Source organism: Microcoleus sp. MON1_C1 (genome assembly GCF_036701945.1).
Classification (GTDB): Bacteria; Cyanobacteriota; Cyanobacteriia; order Cyanobacteriales; family Microcoleaceae; genus Microcoleus.
The window spans coordinates 123,731-145,301 of the sequence record NZ_JAUBRO010000001.1 but is presented as its reverse complement, the minus strand read 5'-3'; the positions used below and the strand labels follow the sequence as shown (position 1 = coordinate 145,301).

The following is a 21,571-nucleotide window of genomic DNA, read 5'->3' as shown; positions in this document are numbered from 1 at the left end:
ATGTATCTCTTGTCATGATTCCTTTTCCTTTCGATTGTTGTAGATTAGGTAGATTACAAAATTTTCTGATATTCGGTTCTGAGAGTTTGATAAATTTTTATCATTTTTCTCGATTTTCAATTACTTTGGAGAGAATCTTTTGCAGATTCTTAGGCCGATAGTCTTGGCTTTTTTCCAATCGCTGGATCACGCTTTCATGAAGATCCTCAATGGTATCCCCCACCTCGCGCCACTTGATTCCTGCCCATTTGAAGAACCCAGGATCGTTTTTAAATGGAGCCTTATAATCAGGCTTGATATCCTCAATGGCTTCTGGCTCGAATTCAAGCTTCAATTCAAGGTGACTGATTTGATCCAACATCCACTTCAAGACAGCATCTGATAACCCGCGGGATTCAGGCGTACCACCGCCGATGCAGCTATGCTGGCCTGGAAACCAAACTTGACGAAGCTTCTGGTTCGGGGCATCAGGATTTTTCTTCATCGGGGTAACATCAAAGACTTCGCGAATTTCGTCGATCGCAACGGCGTGCAACGCATTCTCAATATCCTTATTTAAAGTGATGTCGTGGAATTTGTACCTTGTTTTGAGCTGTCCCTCAAACTTCTTCAAGGCGGGTACAAGAGGAATACCAAGGGCTCCAACGGTGTCGAAACAACCAAGCAAGGTAATCGGGACGCGCTCGCCCCGATCTTTGCCGTTTTCTTTGCGGAACCTCTTTGCTTCCTCATCATTTGGTTTAATGCTTCGGTTACGGTAAAGCTCGTAAGCTTCTGATGCCTTGGTAACATAACGGCGGGATAGGAGACCGGAGCAATAGATCATCCCCGCTAGACTCCTGACTGTGTAAGCACCGCGACTGAACCCGAATAGATAGATTTCGTCACCGCGATCGTAGTTGAAAGAAAGAAAACGATAGGCATCTTGTATATTTTTATCAATTCCCAGCCCAGTGACTCCGCCCACAATCTTGTTACTGTCCACTCCAATTCCCTCGTCATAAAACACGATCTGCGGAACCCCCTCACTGGCTGTCCGTTTCACGGCCTGGGCAAGCTTAACCACATTAGTTGGGCACTGAGTATCTAGTTTGTTCCAAGTTCCATCACAGCAAACTATCAGACGTTTCCCGGGTTTCGTCATTTTTATATTCTCTCTTTGAATCTAAAATTTGATAGCGACCTGTCATTGGTAATCGGTTACAAGAGAATTGCCACTTCCCATTTTTCTGTCACCTCACGCGATCCCTCATAATTTCTTGCTAGACCAAATTGTTATCTGGCTGGGCAATCTTGAGTTATTTCGGTTCTCAGGATATTAGTCCTTAAACACCATCTAGTCTAGTTGGCTGTATTAAAATGTTAATATTATTAATATTTCTTAAACAAAAAACACAGCGTGAAATAGTAGCTTTGGTTCTGGGAAAAGGCTCGATTCTCTTAAAACGTAAAAAATTTAGAGCGTGAAATAGTAGCTTTGGTTCTGGGAAAAGGCTCGATTCTCCTAACAGGAGTAACGATCGGATGCCATAGCTAACAAACATTTAAACAGATTTACGCTCTGCCTGGTCAGTTTTGAGAACAGCCATATCCGATCGATTTGTCAGTTAGCTGCAAGATAATGGTGACGTATTGGCCGAACACATAGCAGGTTTGGACTATGTTTTGGATGAAAATTTGTTGCAGCGACTGTCAGATCTTCTGCGATGTGCTTGAAGTTTTTAACAATCTGTGGGCCTTTCTGGTTTCTCGATCGGTAAATTTGTGCGGAAATTTCCTAGCCGCGGTTTAAATTGAAACGTCCCAAAGTGGGGACGATCGACCGCAGCGACTGGCTACGAGGTTCTCGCACCAAAACCAAAGGCAGAAGGGCAATCAAGCGAACACCAGCCGAGAGGGCAAACACTGCTCCCAAACTCATGCCAGGAAGTTCGGCAAGAAAGCCGCCGGCGGTAGTTCCCAAAGCCCCAGCTACTCCCGAAACTGCTGCGGCGATCGCAAAATAAGTCGAAGGTTGCTCGATCGACGCTATCTCCATTTGAATATTGTTAGTACACAGCCCGATCGCCCCTAAAGTCGTTCCCCCCAACAAGTGCAGCAGCGGCAGCCACACCCATAGAGCAAACGGGTAATTGCCCGTACCCAACCACAACAAAGGCGTTACCGCTACCACCAGCCCAACCGCAATTAGCAGGGGGCGATTTCCCCAGCGATCGGCCAACTTGCCCCAAAACATCAGCAGCAGTAGATTTGCGCCGGAACTTAAGCTGGTGTAAATCGTTACCAAACTCACATCCAAGCTTAAATCTTTCAGCAGGTAGATATTAAAAAAAGGCGCGCTGAGATTGACAGCAAATGTCCACACACTGAAGTAAAGAATAAACATTAAAAAATTAGAATCTTTCAACACAGAAGGCACAAAATCTGTTACTTGCTTTTCTTTTTTCTCTGTAAGTCGATCGCTCTCTGCATCTTTTTTGTATACCCGGGGATTCACATCACCCATGAAGGATTGACACCCCAAACTAATCATTCCCGCCAAAACACCGACAAATAAAACAATACCGTAGCCAAAAATTGGGCCGCCGTCCCAAGTTGACACTCCCAATCCCATCAACGGCACTCCCAGCAAAGTGATGAAGCTGACAGCACTGTTGCGAAAGCCAAAATAGCGTCCCCGCAAGCGCTGAGGAACCACAGCAGCCATCCAACTGAACCAGCTAGAATTGGCAAAAGCTGCCAGCACACTAGCTGCTACGACTGTTACCAGCGTCCATTGCAGCAATTGGTGGAGGTCTGGGTGCTGGGAACCCCAAACAATTGCCACCGCGAGCACCAGCCACAGCAGCCGCGACGCCCCGAATACTAATAGGTTGTACCAGCGGCGGCTGGTTGTGCGGTCTGCGATGTAGGCTCCTAGTGGTTGCAGGAGATTTACCACCATCGGAATAGCAGAAAATATACCTATTTCCACGCTGCTGGCGCCGAGTTGCAGCAAGAAGTTGCTCAGCAGCACGCCGGTGGTCGCCGACTCGAAGATAGTGGCAAAAACGCCGTCTAGAGTTGAGGCTCTCAGGGTCGATCGAACGTCTTTTTTAGAAAATTTGAGAGCTGTTTTTGCAGAGAGAACGAGCTGAAATATTTTCGGGTCTACTATTTCTGGACTCTGAAGAGATAGAGGTTCATTTAACTCTGCAACTGGTTCAACCATAGTCAATCGATTGTAGATTGTAGATTTTAGATTAAAAACTGTCCAACCCAGGTTGGGTAATGGTTTGAGGCTGGCTGGCCATTAAATTATTTTTCACGCGCCGGTGTAAATAAAATTTAATCTTTCTGCTAAAAATTGCTGACCTAGCCTGTTAAGATAAAACCAGCCCCGCCTTCAAGATGTGAGCTTGAAAGCTAGACTGGCACTTCCGGGTAATGGTTATTAATATAGATGGCAAGCGATTAGTGGAACATCAACCGCTTGGGAGATATAAATTTGCCAATTGTCCAAAAGTAGGTTTTACCGGTTAACAAGGAAGCGATCGCAGCATTTCGCCTGCCAAAAACTGCTCGAATTCCGCCTCAAACAAGTCGCCCCAAGGGCCAAAGCAAACTTCGCGCCCGATCCTCCCTTCCGCTCTCAAACCTTTACGGCTAGCTAAATCTATAGAAGGAAGTACGATCGACTTGCCGAGTATAGCTGCTAACGATTTGTACCTAATTCCTGGAATCCGTTTGTTCCGTCCCAGCGCTCACGATCGAGATTCCGGGTTGTTTGTGGAAATCCCCCGCACCTGCCCGTAAGGCTTCGGAGTGGGTTTTTGGCGATCCTCTACCAGGGCTCCGCTAACGCACCTCAAAAAAATTGTGGCTGAGATCGGCAACAGGTAGGACAAAATTTTTACTTGACAAAAATTATCCTAACTGCTGATAATAGCAAACCCTAAAATTAAGCTTAAATGTTTGAGGGGTATTATTGCTACAGCGTGATGTCGAGCCTCGGCAAATTTACGGATTTTTGCATTAGATTGTGACAAAAACTCAACCTTTATCCGGGTATACACTGCCAGTATTTGCCTGTGCGGCCGCACTTGCAGCTTTGCGGTGCTTGCGTGAGGGTATCCAGTCTGTTGATAGCGTATCAGTAAATTTACTGGAACCGCAAATAACGACAGAAATTCCCATCGAACAGGCGTCTGTACTCAAAACGGGTACCGCTTTAGGAGTGACTCGCTCCGATCCGGGGGACAATCTCGATCTGACTCGCAATACCCCCGTTTGGGCAATGGTGGAATTGGGGAATTGGGAAGAGGGAGAGAGGGAGAGAGAGGGAGAGAATCGGGGAGAGGGAGAGCAGATTGTGATTCTCGGCGGTGAAGGTATCGGGCGTCACACAGTCGGTGGAGGGGCCGCAATCTATGATTACGCAATGCGGCTGTTGCGATCGAATCTGAGCCGAGAACTCGCACGGGGAGAAAAAATTACTGTCACCCTAATTCTGCCGTCTGGGCGGCAACTAGCCACCCGCACTTCTAACGAAGCTTTCGGCGTGGTAGAAGGACTTTCGCTGCTGGGTACAACTGGCATTTCTCAACCGCTGAGTGCCCCTGGACAGTTGGAAGTTTACCGCGAACAATTGCAACAAAAAGCCGAACTGTTTGACTGTTTGGTTTTCTGCATCGGCGAAAACGGTTTGGATTTGGCGCGACAACTGGGGATTAATCCTGAGAGGCTAGTCAAAACCGCTAACTGGCTTGGCCCGCTGCTGGTAGAAGCCGGATATCAGGGCGTGGAGTCAATTTTGCTCTTTGGCTATCACGGGAAACTGATGAAATTGGCTGCGGGAATTTTTCACACTCACCACCACCTCGCTGACGGGCGCAGGGAAATTCTCACAGCTTACTGTGCTAAGGCTGGAATGCCTGCCGATGCGTGTTCCGCAATTTTTGGCGCAGCGACAGCCGAAGAGGCTCTCGGGCAACTGCGGGCTTTAGACGCCGAGTTTGGGAGCAATTGGGTCGATCGAATTTACGGCGACATCGCCCGACAAATAGACTTGCGGTCATCGGATTGCATTTTTACTCACACCAATCGGCGCATCTCCGTGGGATCGGTGATGTTCGGGCGCGATCGCAAAATTATTGTTAAAAGTGATATAGGAGATACATTTTTGACCCAAATTTGTTAATGTAGTGTGAATATCCCTGAATTCTGTTTAAAACATCGCTCAGGGATAATATTTAACAAGTAATAATTCTTTGTCCCTAGACCTTAATTATACTAGGTTGCTTGGGGACGCAGTTTTTGACGCCAGAGTTCAATTAATTAGGATAAGGATTGAAGTAAATCTATGCTTGCCCTCGACCCTATTAATCGACTACGAGCGCTGACTGCAATCTAGTATAAATAAGATTTATTCCTAGTGACTAATGCTTGCTCGCCTTCCTCAGTCTTGTAGTGAAGCCGCGACAAATACCTCCCCTACTTTCGACCCAATTAGCAATTAGCAATTACGCAATAACCGTGACTACTCAAATAAAAACTGAATCAGACCTCACAAACTCTTCTATGGGGCAGAGCGATCGCCAGACGATCGTGATTCTCGACTTCGGTTCGCAATATTCCGAACTGATTGCTCGCCGCATTCGCGAAACTCAAGTATATTCAGAAGTTATTTCTTACCGCACTACGGCAGAACAGTTAAAAGCTATCAATCCTAAAGGAATTATTCTGTCAGGAGGCCCGAGTTCTGTATACGATGAAAGAGCACCCCACTGCGACCCAGAAATTTGGAATTTGGGAATACCGGTGTTGGGAGTGTGTTATGGGATGCAGTTGATGGTAAAGCAGCTCGGAGGAACGGTTGAGCGGGCTAAGTTAGCCGAATACGGCAAGGCATCGCTATTTATTGACGATCCTACGGATTTGCTGACAAATGTCGAAGAAGGCAGCACGATGTGGATGAGCCACGGAGACTCCTGTTCCGAGTTGCCGTCGGGTTTTGAGATCCTCGCTCACACGGACAATACTCCGTCTGCTGCTGTTGCTCACCACGAGAAAAATTTGTACGGGGTTCAGTTTCACCCAGAAGTCGTTCACTCAATCGGGGGCATAGCTTTAATTCGCAATTTTGTTTACCACATTTGCGAGTGCGAACCGACTTGGACGACAGCTACTTTTGTTGAGGAATCGATTCGCGAAATTCGCGCGCAAGTCGGAGACAAACGAGTTTTGTTGGCTCTATCCGGTGGGGTAGATTCTTCTACTTTGGCTTTCTTGCTGCACAAGGCGATCGGCGACCAACTTACCTGTATGTTTATCGACCAAGGGTTTATGCGGAAGTATGAACCAGAACGGTTGGTAAAATTATTTAAAGAGCAATTCCACATTGACGTTGAATATGTTAATGCTCGCGAACGCTTTTTAGCTCAACTTGAAGGGATAACCGATCCTGAAGTAAAACGCAAGCGGATCGGTCACGAATTTATCAACGTATTTGAAGAAGAATCGAAGCGTCTGGGGCCCTTTGACTACCTCGCACAAGGTACTCTTTATCCTGATGTGATTGAGTCGGCTGACACTAATGCAGACCCGAAAAGCGGCGAGCGAGTTGCTGTTAAAATTAAAAGCCACCACAACGTCGGCGGTTTGCCAAAAGATTTGCGATTTAAGCTGATCGAACCGCTGCGAAAACTGTTTAAGGATGAAGTGCGAAAAGTCGGCCGGTCGATCGGGCTTCCCGAAGAAATCGTGAACCGGCAACCTTTCCCCGGCCCGGGATTGGCGATTCGGATTATAGGAGAAGTTACCTCCGAGAGACTAAATATTTTGCGGGATGCTGACTTCATTGTTCGCCAAGAAATTAACAGGCACGGATTGTACGGTGAACTTTGGCAAGCTTTTGCAGTTTTGCTGCCGATTCGCAGTGTAGGCGTAATGGGCGATCAGCGCACTTATGCTTACCCGATCGTCTTGCGATTTATTAAGAGTGAAGATGGGATGACGGCTGACTGGGCGCGGGTTCCTTACGATTTGTTGGAACTGATCTCGAACCGGATTGTGAATGAAGTTAAGGGGGTGAACCGGGTGGTTTACGATATTACTTCTAAGCCACCGGGAACGATCGAGTGGGAGTGATTTGTAGTTAGCTAGTAAGTAGGCGGACTGATTTTTTTGTCTGTCTACTTATTTTGATTTTGGATAAAAGGGGGATTCCCTCTGCGATAGCTACGCTTCACGGGCTTCAGGGGATGGAGGAGTGAAAAGGGCGATCGCTTTTATAGAAGCCATTTGACATTTTTTACTGTCTTGAAGTAAATGCAAAATTCGTATCCAGTAGTTATGCCCTACTCTACCAGCCTCACAGACGAAGAGTGGATCATCCTCGAATCCTTGTTTTTTCCGGTTGTAGCAAGGTAGGGGAAGAGAACGGGCAAATGCTTGGATAGAGACGTGCAAAATTCTCGTCATTAATTTTGAGAGAACTCTGGTTGATGCGAGTGCCAAGGTTAATTTGTGTTTTATTACAAGACTTCGGACAGTTTTTGATAACCAACCGTAGAATATGGCTTTCAAGGCGATTCTGCAATCGAACTACCAAGGAAAAATCAAGGGTTTCAGACTAGGAACTAAAAACTCTCCGGACTATTGTTATTAGGCGGATGCTGATCGGGCTTGCAGCCGCTTAGATCTCAAATGGGTTCTGTAAACGTTCGCCAGTTGAGCTACGAGCGCACTTTTTAACGTGCTTAGCTTAAACTCGACTCCTGTTTTTTGAGGAAAAAGTTTTATTATAATTATAATTTAAGCGCGCTCAGCAAAGAATTTATTTTAGGGAGAAGTCTAATGATTATAACAAGAACAACTCACAAATATCAACAGCAACTGTTGACTTGTAGTTGGGTGGTATCTTTAGGTCTTTTACTGTTCTCACCTGCTGCTACAGGACAGCAAATTACTCCGTCTCCCGATGGCACAGGAACTGCTGTTAATGCCTCCGGCAATCAATTTAACATCAACGGGGGACAGCTCTCAAAAGACGGCACTAATCTCTTTCATAGCTTTCAGCAGTTTGGACTCAAAGACGGTCAAATTGTTAACTTTATTTCTCAGCCAAATATCCGCAACATTTTAGGGCGAGTTGTGGGTGGCGATGCTTCTTATATTAACGGTTTAATTCAAGTAATAGGCGGTAGTTCTAACTTATTTTTGATGAATCCGGCGGGGATTGTTTTTGGTTCCAACGCTCAACTGAACGTGCCTGGTTCCTTCTTGGCAACGACAGCAACCGGAATCGGATTGGGCAACAATTGGTTTCAGGCAGTTGGCGTTAATGAATACGCTATGCTGATAGGAACGCCAAGCATTTTAAATTTTGGTACAGCTCAGCCAGGGGCGATCGCAAATTTCGGTCAACTGCGCGTACCTAACGGGCAAACGCTAGCTTTAATAGGCGGAACAGTTTTCAGCCCCGGTACTTTGTCAGCACCCTCGGGGCAAATTGCGATCGCATCGGTGCCCGGAGAAAACTTAGTCCGCATTTCTCAAGCAGGGCATCTGCTGAGTTTAGAAATTTCCCCCTCTTCTAATTTCAACTCTGCTTCTGTGCCGTTGAGTCCCCTCACCCTGTCCCAACTGCTGACAGGAGGTAGCAGCAACGCTACAGGCGTTACAGTTAACAGCGACGGAAGCGTACAGCTAACGAATTCAGACTTGCGGGTAGAAGCTGGCGATGTGGCAATTGCCGACACTCAGGCAACAGGTGCGAACCAAAATTTAGCAGTGTCTGCTCAAACGGCTACTGTGTCAGCCGCGCGTAACCTGACCCTAGCAAACAGGCAACTACAAACAACCGGTGACTTGAAATTGCAAGCGGGGGAAATAGTCCGTATCCGCGACAGCGCGGCTAACTCTTTTGTTACTAATGCGGGTGGAAACCTAACCGTGCAGGGCGATCGCCAAATAGACATCCAGGCTCGCAATCACTCCCAAAGCTTACTGAGCGCTGACGGCCGCATCACACTTACCAGTAACGGTACTGTATCCGGTGATGCCCTCTTCAGAGCTGGCAGCGATTTCTCTATTGCCACACTTCAAGGTAGCCCCGGCAACTTCGCAAGTTCAGGCGGTTCTACGATCGTCTCAGGCGGAAACGTCTCTTTTGGTAATTACGCAGGCGCTTCTCTGGGAGTGCAAGCCCAAGGCGCGATCACAGCCGGCGATCTCGCTATCACTTCCGCATCTAGCGATCGACCGCAGTTGGTTTTTACGGCTGGCAACCTACCCACTCCCCTCACTGGAAACAGCACTCTAGCACCCGCCAGTTCTTCACCTGCCAGCATTAAAGTTGGCAATATCGCGATCGCAGGTTCAGTTTTTTTAGGCGCTGCAAACAGCATTCAAGCAGCATCCATTACTTCAAATGGCGGAGATATCGCGCTGGTAGCGTCCGGGGACATCACAGCGGAAAACCTGAATACTTCAACTTTAACGGGCAATGCCGGCAATATTACCCTCTACAGCACGGGGGGAAGCATCAATACGAACGCCAGCACCTTGAACGCTTCCTCGATAGCCGGTAACGGTGGGTCAATTTTCCTATATGGGACAAACGCGATCGCCACCGGTGGAATTACAACCTCTAGCTTCCTTGGAAACGGAGGCAACGTCACCCTTTATGGAGAAGGCAACATCAGTGCCGGCAACATCGACACTGGCGGAATCGCGGCAGGCGAGATCAGCTTGCTTAGCAATCGAGGTGCGATCGACACCGGCGCCAGCACTCTGAACGCGAATGGTGGCAGCGGAGGGGGCAACATCTCTCTCAACGCTTACGGCAATATAGCAACGGGAAATATTTTCTCTAGCGGTGGCAACATTACCCTCAGCAGTCAAGCAGGTGGGATCGGTGTCGGCGATCTCAACTCTGGCAGTGGCACTGCAGGTGGCGATGTCGGGCTTTTGGCATTTGGTAGCATTGCAGTCGGAAACATTGTCTCAAACGGTGGCAATATCGGCCTCAATAGTGTCAGCAGCAACAACAACAGCATCAGCGCTAGGAATTTTGATTCGAGTTCTAACAGAGGAGTGGGAGGCGCGATCGAACTCAAAACTGCTGTGGGTAATTATGAGGGTGACATTGTGACTGGTAATATAACCTCCGGTGGCGGTCGTATTTATGTGTTGAGCGAAGCCCGCAGCTTTAACGCTGGCAATAGTACCCTAAATTCCAGCTATAGCGGTGGAGTTGGAGGCGAGATCGAAGTAAATACAGGGCCTGTAACTCTTGGAAATGTCATTTCTGGAGGTGGCTCGATCTTATTTCAAGGCGACCTCAACGTCAGTGGGGTAATAAATTCTAGTTCCAGCACGGGGAAAGGTGGCGTAATCGAGATTGAAGGATACGATGTTAGTGTCAGAGATATTATTTCCGGGGATAGCGCGATTGGTTTTCGGAATGAGCCACTTGGGGGAATCACGCTCAATATTGGCGCTTTAAATTCTACATCTGCCCAAGGGAGGGGTGGCAATATAGAGGTGAAGGCGTATCGTTTAACTACTGTAGGCAACATAACTTCTGGGGGTAGCGAGATTCTCCTTCAAGGGGAATCCAGTTTTAGTGCCACCGGAGACAGAATAGATTCGAGCACGAGCGCAGGAGTTGGGGGTAATATTGTACTCCGCTCTTACACAGATATCACTGTAGCGGGTTCTATCCTCTCTGGAGGTGGCAACATCAGTTTGCTTAGCTCTGGTGGCAGTATTAATGCCAAAAACAGCTTCCTCACCTCTGTCGCTCCGATGGGTATACCAGATGGAAACATCACTTTGCAAGCCTTGGGCGTGATCGCTCCCGGTACTATCCTCAGCTATGAGGGTACGATTCGCCTCGCTACTAGGAGTAATGACCCCAACAGCATTGATACCAGTGGCAGCCGATTAATATCTCTGACCGATCCTACCCTTGTTTTGGGCAGTCCACCATTAGATATGTGGCGAGGTCTCGGCTTTGGGAGTGGTGGGTATGCTCCCAGCGTACCGCCAGAACCACCAGCACTCGCAGCACTCGCACCACCTGCGATTCAATTCCCTGCGATCGCACCTCTAGGCTCAGGTTTATCGCAACCAGATACTCCTACTCCTACCCCTACCATTGGGTCAGCTTCCACCCTGCCGCCAGAAATGGGCGTGCTAGAACCATTAGAAGTTCCTTCCTCTGGGTTAGCTCCCACGCTGCCTGCAGAAAGGGGCGTGCCAGAACCATTACGTCTCCCAACCATCACACCACTCGTACCAACGCTTGCAAACTCAGATGCAATACCAACTGCGGCAGCCACTGTACCTGTCTCAGTGCAAGTCTCTAATACACAGCCAGGAAATCCTAATACCCTTGCCGCTCAACAATCGAGCCAGCTTAATGGCGATCGAAATCGCGAACCGCAAAACTTAGCAAGCCTGACACCGAGTGCCGCTCAATGCTTAACTGAGGAACAATTACTGGGGCAGCAACCAGGATTGCCTCTCCAGAATGCGCCAAAAGACTACAGCAAAGCGATCGCCTGCTACCAGCAGAATTTAGAGCTGGCGAGACTCTCGCGTGATCGCGCTAGGGAAGGCTACGCGCTCAACAATCTAGGGGCGACTTACTACGCGATCGGAGATTATGAAAAAGCAATTTCTTACCACCAGCAGCGCTTAGCACAAGCTGAATCCAGGGACGATTTATTGGGAAAGGGACAAGCTTTTATTGGTTTGGGAGCTGCTTACGGCGCGATTGGCAATTATAAAAAAGCAATCGAATACTACGAGCAAAGTTTGGAAGTAGCGCATTCCCTAAAATCGGCTGATTTAGAGGCGAGTGTTCTGAGAAATCTGGGATTACTTTACTATGCCCAAAAAGACTATAAAAAGGCAGTTGAATATCAAGAGCAAAGTTTAGCGATCGCTAAACAGCAGCGGGATCGCCGAGGCGAAGCTCTTGCTTTGAGCAATTTGGGATTAGTACACTATTCCCTAACCGATTATGCCAAAGCAATTGATGAGCAGAAACAAAGTTTAGCGATCGCCTCAGCACTGGGCGATCGTTTCGTTCAAGGTCGTGCTCTAGAGAATTTAGGAGTTGCTTACTATGCTGTCAAAAATTATCGTCAAGCGATTGAGTCTCACCAACAAAGTTTAGCCATTGCCAGAGAACTGAGCGATCGCCACGCCCAAGGCCGCGCCCTCACAAATTTAGGTGACGCTTTATACAAAGGAAAGCAACCAGCAGAAGCTATCAAAGTTTTATTTTCAGCCCTTGAAATTTGGGAATCTCTGCGGTCAAATTTAGAAAATAACGACCTCAATTTAGTTTCAATTTTTGAAACCCAAGAAACAAGTTATAGTACATTGCAAGAAGTGCTTGCTAATCAAAATCAGCATAAGAAAGCGCTAGAAATAACAGAGCGGGGACGGGCGCAAGCTTTTGTTAGATTATTGATCAACCGTTTTTCTTCCCAGTCAGCACAAGCTACCCTAAAGGCCTCGGAAACTCAAATAAAACCGCTCGACATCCAGGACATTCAGCAAATTGCTAAAGAACAAAATTCTACTTTAGTTTCTTACTCGATTATCAAAGAAGTTGTAGAAGCTGATGGTCAAAGAAAGCTGCAAGATTCAGAACTTTATATCTGGGTAATCCAGCCGAGCGGAAAAATTGACTTTCGTCGCATCAGTTTGAAAGGTTTGGTTGAGGAACAGACTTCATTAAAAGCCTTGATTACTCAAGGTCGTTGCTTCATTCCCAGTTGCCTGGAAAACAAGCAGCTATCCCAACCAGCTAGAAATCCCACCGGAACCATGCCTATTGTCGATCAACGATTTTTATACCCGTCATTGCAAGAGCTTTATCAACTACTGATCGAACCAATTGCTGACCTTCTACCTCAAGATCCAGCGTCGCGAATTACCTTTATTCCTCATGAATCTTTGTTCTTAGTTCCCTTTGCCGCGTTGCAAGATAGTTGGGGAAACTACTTGATAGAAAAACATACTATTTTAACAGCACCTTCAATTCAAGTGCTGTCTTTAACCAAGAAACAGCAACAGCTTGCTTCAGGAAAAGGTGCGCTAGTCGTTGGGAATCCTACCATGCCAAGTGTTGGCTTTAATACGAACCAACCTCCTCAACAACTGTCATCACTCCCACAGGCTGAAGCCGAAGCGATCGCGATTGCTCAGCTTTTGAATGCTGAACCGCTTACAGGCGACAAGGCGACAAAAGTAGCAGTTTTACAGCAAATAGAGCGATCGCGCATCGTGCATTTAGCAACTCACGGCATCCTGGATGACGTGGAGGGATTGGGCGTACCTGGAGTCATCGCACTTGCCCCAAGCAAGGGTGACAGTGGTTTACTCACTGCTAGCGAAATTTTTAATTTGAGGTTGAATGCCGAACTCGTCGTTTTGAGTGGTTGCAATACGGGTCGCGGTCGTATTACAGGCGATGGCATCATTGGTTTATCGCGATCGTTTATTGCAGCAGGCGTTCCGAGTGTTGTAGTTTCTCTGTGGTCAGTAGCCGACCAATCAACAGCCGACTTGATGGCGGAATTTTATCGGCAGATGCAGCTAACCCCTGATATTGCCCAAGCGCTGCGGAAGGCCATGCTGGTGACATTGGTCAAACATCCTAATCCTGTAGATTGGGCCGCTTTTACGCTCATTGGCGAAGCAGAGAAACGGTTAACCCCGAAAAGCTGATGTCCAGTCGTCAAGAGACCTAATACCTGCTCTTACGTACTTAGTAGGCCAAATTATCATTTTTCTGGTGTCTTACACCCCACGTCCGGCCCTTTGATATCAATTCCGGTTATATCGGAATGTTAAACCACAGAGGACGCAGAGGATACAGAGGAAGGGAAGAGAGATGAATAGTTCCGATGAAGGGCAGATTTGATATGACTCTCACATTCAGGTATTTTTGCCCAAGCCATGAGGTTTGCATCAATTTTGAGGAAATAAAAAGTCAACAGTCGTTACTTGTTGAGAATTGGTTGAAGAAGAGGTAGTTCTTCCGATGAAGGTCTGAAACTTTTGCACAGCAGGAAGTTCAGACTCGTGCAAGACGAAAATTATCACGGTGTGACAGTCAAAGGGCGGAAGGTGGGTTGTAATTTTTCCACCGCTGCATTGGTTTCAATGTTGTGACTTCGATCACTGGTAACACGGACTTGGTTCACCCAATATTTTCAGTATTATCACGGAAAAAAACCAGCACCATCACTTGCTCTTAGAAGAAACCACGAGATGATTAAGGTGTCGAGTTCAAAATAATCCCATGTCTCCAGTTAATCTTCTCCCCGGCGCTATCAACGAATTAATTGCCACTGTCACCGATACTCACCGTGTTACCAAAGCTGACCGCTACGGCATGATGGCCGCTATCCTTGATGAGTCCATCAGTGAAGAAGAACGTGGCTCACTCGATCGTCTGATTCGCTCCCTGGTCAAAGGTCGGGTTCAAGTCAGTGATGAACTCTCCATCGTCTCGTAAGCAGAAAGCTCGTTGAGAACTCGACACTCTACAACCGCTTTCGATTGGGAAAGTTTAGACCAGTCACTGATATTGCGATCGGCCTCTACAAGGATAGCTTTTTGTATAATGCACTTTTGACATAAACAATTAGCGTTCGCAACTTCATAAACATTATGACGGATACCATCCAGCATCTCATTGAGCCACACATTCAAGATTTGGGTGGGTTCCAAGCCCGTCGCTTGCTTCCCTCAGACGTTCTAGCACTGGTAGGCCCGTTCATCTTTTTTGACCATCTGGGCCCTGCGGTGTTTCCACCCGGCCGGGGCGTGGATGTCAGACCGCATCCGCACATCAACTTAGCAACCGTCACCTACCTGTTTGAAGGTGTTTTGCTGCATCGTGATAGTGTGGGCAGCGTTCAAGAAATCCGTCCCGGTGCGGTGAATTGGATGACAGCAGGGCGAGGCATTGTCCACTCCGAACGCACCCCTGACGACGAGCGCAGCAAAGAAGCCATCCTGCATGGCATTCAAACCTGGATAGCACTTCCCGATGAATACGAAGAAACCGACCCCTGGTTTCGGCATCATCCGGCTTCTGAGCTGCCTGTTTGGGAGGATGCAGGAGTTTCGTTCACCCTAATTGCCGGTGAGGCCTATGGTCGTACTTCGCCAGTTCAAATATTTTCACCCATGATTTATCTGGACGTGCAACTAACTGCTGGACAAGAATTTACCTTACCGGGCCATTACAGCGAACAGGCGGTTTACAGCGTAACAGAGGGGCTTTTGCTCGATGGAGTGCCTTTGGAACAACATCGGTTGGCAGTTCTAAATTCAGGCACTGAAGTAAACATTTCTGCTTCAGGCAAGGCTCGTTGTATTGTGATTGGCGGTGAACCTGTTGGTGAGCGGCATAAGTGGTGGAATTTTGTTTCGAGTCGGCACTCGCGCATTGAGGAAGCTAAACTCGATTGGAGAGAGGGACGGTTTGCTCAGGTTCCTCAAGAGACAGAGTTTATTCCGCTGCCAGAAGAGGCACCTTCTCAAGCAGAGCAACCGTTGTGAATAACCGCAGCGATTTAAATTAAAAAACTGTTTTTTGATTCTGAATCTGTCTTTTTTACTCTAATCTTCACGCCTATTATTCCAAAACTTTTGATGCGGTTAGGCATAGATTTGTGCGTGGGCTGCCACAAAATATGGGAGCCAAAGCTGCGTATAGAAATTATTTGGGATATCTATTCATGCGCTAACATGAGTGAACATCAGTCCGATGAAACTGACATCTTGCACCATTCTTGCTTAAAAGGCCTTTTGGGTCTATTCCATAAAGATTAAATTTTCTTGTGGGCGGTTGCTCTTCTAGCCCGCCCATACAAGGGTGATTGAGAATGGTGCAATATCTCAGATGAAACACAGATTAGAGCCTATTCCAGGTTTATAAAGTAGGGGCAACAGCCGAGTTATGTGTCCCTACGGCGGAGATAGAGCGATAGCCCGGTGTTTTTCATAAACGTGGAATCTGCTGTATCTATCAGGGCTAGTTCGGGAATTTCATAATAATCAGGTTGAGTTGAGCGGCTGTTTCTCACCTCTTTAACACAATTAATAACTGTATTATGAGAAACCCCAGTCACACATTCTATCCGCCGAAACCCATCTCCTTATCGGTAGAGATGGAGACACTGCTTTTTTACCTCTTGGAGATAACCGGGCCTCAGAATAAACATCTATAAATTGCCGACGGCACTCTCAACAAATATGGTTTTGTTTACCTCTTTTCCAGCCATTTTTATTGATATTGGTGGATTGACAGCCCGGAAAAATCATAGGTTTTGTTAGTTGACTAGAGCTTTTGCTTATACCATAAATGTGCAACGCTAATTAATTAGGTGAGAATATTGTAGGGATGATTGATTAATTGTCCCTACAAGTTTAGGATGGTAATTATATAAAGTCTGAGCGAGCGATCGCCATACCTGAGAGTCTGGGGGCTTGACGAGTATAAGCGTTGGGAATCCGAGTTTCGAGTGAACCAGTCCCTAAAAAATTGGGACAATTTCGTAACTATCGGCCTATATTTCGCTTCATTTGATCTAGTTCTTCCTGAGCTTCCCAGTGTTGAAACTTTTCTTCTAAAGGATCTGCCGCATTAAAACTGTTATAATTTGAACTCTGATTCCAACCCTTTGTATCCCAATTTGGCTCTGTTTTAGTGGTCGTGCGAGTTGCAGCTTCGGCTGCTTTTGCTCGGACTTCTTTTCGCCGTACTTGAATTTGGCGGTACAGTTCTTTTGCTTTTTCAATCCGTTCTTTGCAGCCTTGCATTTGACCCCAGCGCTGATTTCCCTGACGCAGCAAAGCGGCTTGCCGCTCTTGGGCGGCTTGAGCTAAATCGAGCCTTTGAGCAGCTTTAGCTTTGTTGATGCGATCGTTCCAACGCTGAATTTCTTGAGCGGCGGAGAGAATTTCGGCTTGCAGTTTTTTCTCTTGTTTTTGGATATCGAGAATCAGCCGCAGAGTGTCTTCTTCTTGTTCCTTCAGTTGTTCTTCTATTGCCTGCAATTCCAGATGGGGATTGCTACGCAAAAATTCTTCTAATCGGGTTTCTAGAAAGCGGTTGAAATCATCAAATAAGCCCATTTTTTATAATTCCTCAGTCATTAGTCCTGGGTCATTAGTCATTGGTCATTAGTTATTAGTCATTGGTTCTTAGTCACTGGAGATCGATTATTGATCCTGAGTTGTTAGTTATAGCAGAAGAAAGTTCGGCAACGAATTGGCTAACCGATTTAACGGAGAGAAGCAAGAAGTAATAAGAGCAATGGTTTCAGCCATTAAGAACGTATTGGCGGTTCTTATATTATAACTGTTTTCACTGCTCGTGATATACAGCCCGATCCCTGCCCATTACTGATTACCGATGACCTAACTCCTAACTAATGACTGATGACTAATGACTGATAACTGATTAGAACTTTTGGCCGACAAAAACCGATCGCACATCTCCTCCCTTGCGGATAACGGCTTCTTGATTTTTGATTTCTGCCAGCGTCCAACCGCTAGCGCCGATGCTTTCGCCCACATAAATTCTGCGGGCTACGCCGTCTACTTCAAACAAAGCAGCCGATCGATCGCCCAACTCCAAAATCCCTACCAGCGTGTGGGCGGAAGTCGGGGCGCTGCTGACGGCCGGTGCCGATTGCTCGGGCGCGGGCGCGGATTGCTGGGCTGCGGGCGCTGGTGCTGGTGCCGGTTCGGTTTCGCGAGCCAAAATCTTCGGCTGTGGAGACTCCGAGGGGGAAGGGGAAGCGGCGAGGGGAGATCGAGTGCCGGCGGCGGCGATCGCTCGACCGGAGGCTGGAGCCGCCGGCGAGGGCGAAACTGCGGCGGTTTGAGGAGCAGCCGGAGCAGCCGGAGCAGCAGCTACCGGAGCAGCCGGAGCAGCCGGAGCAGCCGGAGCAGCAGCTACCGGAGCAGCCGGAGCAGCAGCTACCGGAGCAGCCGGAGCCACAGTCACCTGAGCGGGGGGAGGGATGACTACGATTTGGGGTGCAGGTGCTCCCGGTTGCGCGCCGACTTGTTCTAGGGCATCAGCGATGCGGTTGACTGCTGTCGAAAGACCTGCGGTTGCCGGCGGCGCGCCGGAAATTGAAATGCTCGGCAGCGTCCCTGGAGTGGCAACTCCGGGAACTCCTGCAAGTTGCGGGTTGGCCTGGGGTGCTTTTTTTTGTTCGATCGCTTCTAGCGAACGCTGCACGTATTCGACAAACGGGGTGTCTGGTGCTGTTTTGCCGCTTGCTGCGGGCCTCTCTGGTGCGGAGGCGGCGGGCAAGCGCACCAGTCCCGACCGGCTTGCCAGCCACAAGCCCATGACTAGCAGCAGCGACCCACAGGCTGCTCCCAGCAGGATTCTGTCGAATGATTGTTTGGACTGCTGTTTTTTGGCTGTTTCTAGGGCGACTTGGCGGGCGATCGCTTCTACGTCTTTTTCGCCCCCCTGCGGCTGGGGGGGTGCCAACTGCGACAAAACTATTTGAGGTACAGAGATCGACTTGAGCGCCACGAATTCAGGCTGCACTGGTTCCGATGGCAGTCCGTCGCTGCCGTCGAATGCTCGATCGACTCCTTCAAACAGTTCGTCCATCAACCGATCGGCGTAGGACTCTACTGCCACTGCTTCGGCTGGCACTGTTTCCACGGTCGCAACCACGGAGATCGGATCGGACGCTGATTCCAAAGACATCTGTTTGGCGATTACTTTTTGAGGCATAGTTTTCTCTGATTCGCGCTGCTCGACAACCCTGAGACTGTTAACTTTTGACTTCTACAGGATACTTGTGATGTTGACCAATTCTTGGCTCGGAACAGGTCAATTGTATCTCACTCATCACCATATTTTTAGTCCTCGGCCAACTTACTTTGCCCGATCGACTTTTTTTTTACCTGTTTTGGGCCTTTTAGTCCCTGTTTTCTGCTGCCAGTCTTATTTGCTTACCCTGACTTTTACTGCATATTCACTGCTTGTGTCAATCCCACCCTCCGGGTCTTCACAGTTTTTGACATACAGCTTTACTTGAGGCTCTCGCAAAAAAAGCGGGTTTTTTGGCGCTGTTTCCGATCGCCTTGCAGCTTTAACAAGGATTTCAGGCTTTTACTCGTCTTAAGTTTGTTTGTCAGTTTGCTTGAGAGTAGTAACAAGCAACCGATTTTATAACTTTAATAGTACCATAGCTTCATCACACTTAGGTAATAAATTGTCAAAGGTTGCCAAATTGTCTGCTAAACAAGCATTATTCCTAATATTTTTTTACACTACTATTTATAATACAAAAAGAAAAAAATATTGAAATTTGTCAATATATATTCGTTTCAGCAGGAAAACTTTTCAGCCATAATTACTCTAGCTCCTGTCATGGTGAGCAGGAGCTAAAGACAACACTCGGACAACCCAAATTAACCCACCCGTTCCGCCAATTCCAACCAGCGCTCAGTCGCCCGATCGATCTGCTGCGTCAACTGAGCCAAACGATCCGATAACTTCTTCACCTCGGCAAACCCGCTGGGAGCATTGTTAGACAACCTCTTTTCAATCTCTTGTTTCTCTGCTTCCATCTGCGGAATTTGAGTTTCTAATTGTTCGTATTCCCGCTTCTCATTAAAGGAAACTTTGGTAGATTTTTGAGGGGAAGTTGGGGTTTTAGAATTATTAGATTCAGCGGGGCGTGTAAGTTTTTCTCTTTCTTTTTGCCCTTTGATTTCCTTGGCTTCTTCGGCTTTCTTGTAGTCTAAATACACCGAATAATTGCCGGGATACAAACGCAAATTACCGCCCGGTTCCAAGGCGAAAACCATGTCGATCGTGCGATCGAGAAAATAGCGATCGTGGGACACCACAATCACGCAGCCGTTAAAATCTTCGAGATAATCCTCCAAAACCGCCAAAGTCTGCACGTCTAAGTCGTTTGTCGGTTCGTCCAAAATCAGCACGTTCGGCGCACTCATCAGCACTTTCAACAGAAATAATCGGCGCTTTTCCCCGCCGGAAAGTTTGTTAATCGGTGCATACTGTTGATTGGGTGGAAACAGAAACTTTTCCAACATTTGAGAAGCGGTAATGATTTCCCCATCCGCCGTTTGCACCAACTCCGCCACACTTTTCAAGTATTCAATAACTCGCTGGTCTTCGTTCGGGGTCAAATCCTCTGAATGCTGGTCAAAATAACCGATATGAATGGTTGTCCCAATTTCGACAGTACCCGAATCCGGCTGAATGCGTCCGGTGATGATATCCATCAGCGTCGATTTTCCCGCACCGTTGCAGCCAATAATCCCAATGCGGTCTTCGGGTGTGAAATTGTAGGTAAAATCTTTAATTAAAGTGCGATCGCCATAGGCTTTAGAGATATTCAATAACTCAATCACTTTCTTACCAATCCGGCGGCCCGCTGTCGCAATCTCGACTTTGCCGTTGGCTGTTTTGAATTCCTCTGCTCGCATATCTTTAATGCGATCGATCCGGGCTTTTTGCTTGGTACTGCGCGCCTTCGGCCCCTTCTTGAGCCATTCCAACTCGCGCCGCAATACTCCCGAGAATTTGCGCTGAGTGCTGGCGGCCGATTCTTCAGCTAGGGCTTTTTTCTCCAAGTAATAAGCGTAATTGCCAGCATAATTGTAAAGGTCGCCCCGATCGATCTCCAGAATGCGATTGGTAACGCGATCGAGAAAATAGCGATCGTGCGTAATCAGCAGCAAAGCACCGCGATAGCCGTTCAAATAGTTCTGCAACCACTCTACAGACAGCGCATCCAAGTGGTTTGTCGGTTCATCCATCAGCAACACATCGGGCTCGGACAACAAAGCCGTTGCTAAGGCAATTCGCTTGCGGTAGCCGCCGGACAAATCGGCAATTTTCGCATCAAAATCCTCAATCCCCAACTGAGTCAAAATCAATTTCGCCTTGGTTTCCAAATCCCACGCATCCACCTCATCAATGCGTTCAGACACTGCAGACAGACGCGCCATCAACTTGTCTGTATCGCCTTTGCCGTGGGAAAGTTGAGCGGAAATTTCCTCGTATTCGCGCACTAAAGCCATTTGTTCGCCACTGTCGGCAAATACTTGCTCTAAGACAGTGTGATTTTCGTCTAAATCCGGCTGTTGGGGGAGATAGACAATTGTAGACCCTGGATTGACCCAGCGATCGCCAGAGTCGATCGACTCCATACCCGCAATCATTTTCAGCAGGGTTGATTTGCCGGAACCGTTAGTGCCGATGAGTCCGACTTTATCGCCTTCATCCAGGCTGAAGCTGGCATCTGTCAAGAGTTCCTTGATGCCGAAGTCTTTTTTGATCGATCGCAGAGTAAAAATAGTCATCTGTATAGAAAGTCATTTACCTAGCTTAGTTTAACGCTGGTCTTCGCACTCCGGCACAAACCAGATTATTTAGATCCGGCACAAACCAGATTATTTAAAGAATCCCTAAACAAACTTTATTTTATTACAGCATAGCAATTGCCGATCGATTTGTGTAGCTCGCGATCGGCATGAGGATACT

At 47.5% G+C, this 21,571-nt stretch carries 10 protein-coding genes; 5 read left to right on the top strand and 5 right to left on the bottom strand.

The genetic code is table 11. From position 1 onward, the window contains the following. Nucleotides 1-100 precede the first annotated feature (100 nt). Entirely contained in the window at nt 101-1,144 is a 1,044-nt protein-coding gene (locus tag QUA62_RS00545; protein WP_333288123.1) for a DUF2235 domain-containing protein, read from the bottom strand. 633 nt (nt 1,145-1,777) lie between these two features. Beyond that, nucleotides 1,778-3,211: an MFS transporter gene (locus QUA62_RS00540; protein ID WP_333401923.1), complete on the bottom strand. Its 1,434-nt coding sequence runs from the start codon at nt 3,209-3,211 to the stop codon at nt 1,778-1,780. Nucleotides 3,212-4,021: 810 nt separating this feature from the next. Here QUA62_RS00540 and cbiD point away from each other — a divergent pair. The 5 genes from cbiD (at nt 4,022) to QUA62_RS00515 (ending at nt 15,576) form a co-directional block, all read left to right on the top strand. Beyond that, complete coding sequence (gene cbiD / locus QUA62_RS00535) at nt 4,022-5,179, top strand: cobalt-precorrin-5B (C(1))-methyltransferase CbiD (protein WP_333401922.1); 1,158 nt, start codon at nt 4,022-4,024, stop codon at nt 5,177-5,179. A 380-nt stretch (nt 5,180-5,559) separates the two neighbouring features. Then, nucleotides 5,560-7,128 carry a glutamine-hydrolyzing GMP synthase gene (gene guaA, locus QUA62_RS00530; protein ID WP_202798554.1) on the top strand — a complete coding sequence of 523 codons (1,569 nt, stop codon included), beginning with the start codon at nt 5,560-5,562 and terminating at the stop codon, nt 7,126-7,128. Between the two features lie 708 nt (nt 7,129-7,836). Further along, a complete protein-coding gene (locus QUA62_RS00525; protein ID WP_333401921.1) occupies nt 7,837-13,731 on the top strand; it encodes a CHAT domain-containing protein in 5,895 nt (1,964 codons plus the stop codon). A 577-nt stretch (nt 13,732-14,308) separates the two neighbouring features. Further along, nucleotides 14,309-14,524: a hypothetical protein gene (locus tag QUA62_RS00520; protein WP_333170743.1), complete on the top strand. Its 216-nt coding sequence runs from the start codon at nt 14,309-14,311 to the stop codon at nt 14,522-14,524. Nucleotides 14,525-14,679: 155 nt separating this feature from the next. After that, a complete protein-coding gene (locus tag QUA62_RS00515; protein ID WP_333401920.1) occupies nt 14,680-15,576 on the top strand; it encodes a pirin family protein in 897 nt (298 codons plus the stop codon). Between the two features lie 1,002 nt (nt 15,577-16,578). Here the strand turns inward: QUA62_RS00515 and QUA62_RS00510 are convergent. From QUA62_RS00510 to QUA62_RS00500, 3 genes are all read right to left on the bottom strand, one after another. Further along, entirely contained in the window at nt 16,579-17,154 is a 576-nt protein-coding gene (locus QUA62_RS00510) for a TIGR04376 family protein (RefSeq protein ID WP_333288107.1), read from the bottom strand. Nucleotides 17,155-17,482: 328 nt separating this feature from the next. Further along, nucleotides 17,483-18,784: a hypothetical protein gene (locus QUA62_RS00505; protein WP_333401919.1), complete on the bottom strand. Its 1,302-nt coding sequence runs from the start codon at nt 18,782-18,784 to the stop codon at nt 17,483-17,485. A gap of 683 nt (nt 18,785-19,467) precedes the next feature. Then, nucleotides 19,468-21,390, bottom strand: a complete 1,923-nt coding sequence (locus tag QUA62_RS00500; protein ID WP_333401918.1) for an ABC-F family ATP-binding cassette domain-containing protein — start codon at nt 21,388-21,390, stop codon at nt 19,468-19,470. Nucleotides 21,391-21,571 lie beyond the last annotated feature (181 nt).

Coding starts and splice junctions, on each gene's coding strand:
- QUA62_RS00545 (WP_333288123.1), bottom strand. CDS start 1,144: ATGACGAAACCCGGGAAACGTCTGATAGTTTGCTGTGATGGAACTTGG.
- QUA62_RS00540 (WP_333401923.1), bottom strand. CDS start 3,211: ATGGTTGAACCAGTTGCAGAGTTAAATGAACCTCTATCTCTTCAGAGT.
- guaA (WP_202798554.1), top strand. CDS start 5,560: ATGGGGCAGAGCGATCGCCAGACGATCGTGATTCTCGACTTCGGTTCG.
- QUA62_RS00525 (WP_333401921.1), top strand. CDS start 7,837: ATGATTATAACAAGAACAACTCACAAATATCAACAGCAACTGTTGACT.
- QUA62_RS00520 (WP_333170743.1), top strand. CDS start 14,309: ATGTCTCCAGTTAATCTTCTCCCCGGCGCTATCAACGAATTAATTGCC.
- QUA62_RS00515 (WP_333401920.1), top strand. CDS start 14,680: ATGACGGATACCATCCAGCATCTCATTGAGCCACACATTCAAGATTTG.
- QUA62_RS00510 (WP_333288107.1), bottom strand. CDS start 17,154: ATGGGCTTATTTGATGATTTCAACCGCTTTCTAGAAACCCGATTAGAA.
- QUA62_RS00505 (WP_333401919.1), bottom strand. CDS start 18,784: ATGCCTCAAAAAGTAATCGCCAAACAGATGTCTTTGGAATCAGCGTCC.
- QUA62_RS00500 (WP_333401918.1), bottom strand. CDS start 21,390: ATGACTATTTTTACTCTGCGATCGATCAAAAAAGACTTCGGCATCAAG.